The sequence below is a fragment of the Planctomycetia bacterium genome (assembly GCA_034440135.1).
Classification (GTDB): domain Bacteria; phylum Planctomycetota; class Planctomycetia; order Pirellulales; family JALHLM01; genus JALHLM01.
In genome coordinates this window covers 1-3,507 of sequence record JAWXBP010000401.1, presented here as the reverse complement: position 1 = coordinate 3,507, position 3,507 = coordinate 1, and the positions used below count along the sequence as shown (strand labels likewise).

Below are 3,507 nucleotides of genomic sequence, written 5' to 3'. Positions count from 1 at the left end.
TCGCGATGTGCTTGCTCACTACGGTGCCGTCGCGTTGCCTTGCCGCGTGGCCGATCCAGATCGAAAGGGCAAGGTCGAACGCGGCGTGGGACATGCTAAAAACACTCCGCTCAAAGGGCTCCGCTTTGAGAGTCTGGAAGAGGCGCAGTCCTACCTGGACCGCTGGGAAGCCAACTGGGCTGACACACGCATCCACGGCACCACCAAGCGACAAGTCGCGGCCATGTTCGCCGAAGAGAAGCCAGCTCTGTTGCCGCTGCCGCTGGAGCCGTTCCGCCACTACCAGTTCGGTGACCGCCGAGTGAATCTCGACGGGTGCGTCGAAGTGGAAGCGGCCTATTACAGCGCCCCGCCGGGCTGGATCGGCCGGAGTGTCAAGGTGCAATGGGATGGCCGTGTGGTGCGCGTGCTTCATCCACACACAGGCGAACTCTTGCGCGAACACCTCCACCAACGGCGTGGTGACTACCGCATTCCCGAACAAGACAAGCCCGCCAAGACGCCTCGCTCGACCGAGCAACTATTGTCACGCTGTGGCAAGATCGGCGCGCACATCGGCACGCTGGCCGAGCAAATGTACCAGCGCGATGGCCCCGTCACCATTCGCCGCATTCTGGGCTTGACGGGCTTGGCGCGCAAACATGGCGCCGCCATCACCGATGACGCCTGCGCCGCCGCGTTGGAATGCGGCCTCCCCGCCAATCCCTATCAGTTCGTTCGCCGCTGGCTCGAGCGCCGGCCACAACTGACTCTTCGCCAAGTGGACCCCATCATCCGCCAACTGACTTTGTACCGCGATCTCATCGACCACAAAACCCAGGAGAACCAAGAATGAACCTCATTGAACTGCAACGCAGCTTGCGCCAACTCCGGCTCGGCGGCATAGCCGCTGTGCTGGAAACGCGCCTCCGGCAGGCGCAAGCCGAACCGATGGCGCCGATCGATCTACTGGCCACACTCGTCTCTGACGAACTTACCCGGCGCGCGGATCGGCTGTTGGATCGGCGGCGTAAACTCGCCGCCTTTCGCGATCGCGACAAGACGCTCGACAACTTCGATTTCACGTTCAATCCCAAGCTGAACCGAAGCCTGGTCTTCGACCTCGCCACCGGCGCTTTCATCGATCGCCGCGAGGACGCCTTGTTTCTTGGGCCAGGCGATCCTGCGACATTCTGCACCTCCTTACTACATAGCTGAAATCAATAGGCATTCATCCGTCGGTTTCAGGCCGACGGGCACTCAGTCTCCACTCACCCTCCAGCATCTTCCCCAATTTCAGCAAACATCGGCATGGATGGTCCATTAGCCGCAGTCAGGTTCCGTGGACGGCGCTTTGCACGGGCGACCTCTTGCACGACATCCTCCGACTCGATCGCCTCTATCGGAATCTCCCACGGTGCCCACGGCACGACTTGAGTAGCAGGTATCTTGTTTGATTCGATCTTTTGACGTGGAGCCAAGGCAGCGTTACAGGCGGGCAACTCATGATAGCTACGTACCGAGCGGACGCGACCTTCATTCCAGGTGTTACCTGTTCCGGTCTTCAGCCCCAGCCGATTTAGGGTCGCGGCGATCTGATCATCCGGAAACCTGCGGGACATCCGGCGCAGGACCTCAATCGTTTCCAGATTTGTGCAACGGCTGTGCCTGCCGGTGAGGTTCTTCTTCATGCGAAGCTCGGAGTGCCGACCGCCGGTCCAGTGAATCAGCAACACGATCTCACTGGCGGCGTCATCCACATCGGCGATGATCTCTTCGATCAAAATCCGGACGATCCGCTGCTTCAGGCGCATGTGTGTTGCCGGGGAGTTCCACGCCGCAGGCAGGTCCTGCGCCAAGCTGCAGAGCGTCTCTCTATCGGGAATCCGACTGGCATTGGCCGGCACTTCGTTGTCGCGCAATCGCTGTTCCACCTCTCCTACGGTGGAGAGCGCGGCATTCCAACGCGCCTCCAGTTCCCCCGCGACCAGACGGTTATCCGGATCGACGGCTTCATATCGTCGAGCTGCAAGGCGCGCTTCATAACGCGCTTGCTCCAGTTCCAATGACAGCGCGCGATGCCGTTGGCTTTGTTGTTCGGCAGCACGGGCCGCGACTTCCAATGCTGCCTCGATCGCGTTGCCTTCCACCGCCTTGAGGATCTCGGCCGCGACTTCTCGATCCGGTTTCAAGCCGCCGAACGAGATGCACCAGTCCGTTCCGTGATTGATCTGCGCCCCGCGGCAATGATACCGGGGCACCTCTCCGTGCGTGCCGCTGTAGGCTACGTGAAGCATCCTCCCGCACCGTCGGCAACGCAACAGGCCGGCTAATAAGCTTCGGCCTCCACGGCCGGCCTTCGGCTCCATTCGCGATTTCATGTGCGCGTTATCGGACAGCATCGCCTGATTACGTTCGAACTGCTCCCAAGAAATGTAACCGGCATGATGGTCGTGAATCAAGACCATCCATGTGTCACGCGACTTAAAATGCCCCTCGCTCTTTCGGGCGCGTCCATCGATGACCTTGGTTCGGGATTCCGTTTTGCCGAAGGCATAGGCGCCCGCGTACATCGGATTCCTGAGCATGTGCCAGATCGTGTTGTACACAGGCAGCTTCCAGGCGACGTCCTGTCCCGGCGTCTCCACGACCAAAGCGGGCAGATTCGTATTCTCGCCCCGAAACCACAGCAGCACTTGCCGGGCGCTGCCCAGTTCCACCATCTTGGTGAAGACCAGATGCACTGCCTCTTGCACACGACGGTCGGGATCGATCTCGACTTTGCCGTTGGGGGCCCATCGGAAACCGACTGGCAGTCGGAACTGAAGTTCCCCGCGGCGTGCTTTCTGGCGAATCGCTTCCAATGATCGTTGCCGCAGCAAGTTCAGCTCGAACTCGCTCATCGTACCTTTAAGCCCCAGCAAGAGCCGATCATTGAGGATGCCTGGATCGTAGACGCCATCTGGATCGATCACGAGGGCGCGTACCAAGCCGCAGAGCTCGATGAGATGATGCCAGTCTCGACCGTTACGGGCCAGGCGCGAAGCCTCAATGCAAAGCACGGCGCCAACCTGCCCCGTGCAGACTTCCGCAACCAGATGCTGGAATCCGGGGCGCTCCACTTGGCCGGATCCAGAGCGTCCAAGATCTTCGTCGATTATCTCGACCTGCTGGAAGCCAAGTTGGCGAGCGTGGTCGGCCAAACCATATTGCCGGCGCTGGCTCTCCTGGTTGTGAATCACCTGTCCGGGTGATGACTGACGAACATAGATGATGGCGCGCCGCTTCAAATGATCCGCCGATATTTTGGGATTCATACGTCTCCTCCCCGATCTGGCTTGGTTGGTTCAGCGGCCGCACTCAACAACAGGTCGGCCAGCGCGATTGTAAGCTCCCGTTGTTTGTCGTCAGGTAGTATCATCGGTTTGCTATCACACAACAGCAGATTCATCTGTGTGTTCACCGGCGTCTTTCTTGGTGTCATTTGTGGCCTCCCGTCGCATCCCTTTCAGTGATGCGTTACCGCGT

3 protein-coding genes are annotated in these 3,507 nt (G+C 59.9%); 2 read left to right on the top strand and 1 reads right to left on the bottom strand.

The window, feature by feature from the left end; genetic code table 11:
- Together SGJ19_23615 and SGJ19_23610 are read left to right on the top strand one after the other, a co-directional pair.
- Positions 1-835: IS21 family transposase (locus SGJ19_23615; GenBank protein ID MDZ4783246.1), on the top strand; the 835-nt coding region annotated here is incomplete at its 5' end.
- Positions 832-1,197 carry an ATP-binding protein gene (locus SGJ19_23610; protein ID MDZ4783245.1) on the top strand — a complete coding sequence of 122 codons (366 nt, stop codon included), beginning with the start codon at positions 832-834 and terminating at the stop codon, positions 1,195-1,197. The genes SGJ19_23615 and SGJ19_23610, both read left to right, overlap by 4 nt.
- Positions 1,198-1,250: 53 nt before the next feature.
- Here the strand turns inward: SGJ19_23610 and SGJ19_23605 are convergent, their stop codons facing one another.
- Complete coding sequence (locus SGJ19_23605) at positions 1,251-3,296, bottom strand: recombinase family protein (protein MDZ4783244.1); 2,046 nt, start codon at positions 3,294-3,296, stop codon at positions 1,251-1,253.
- Positions 3,297-3,507 lie beyond the last annotated feature (211 nt).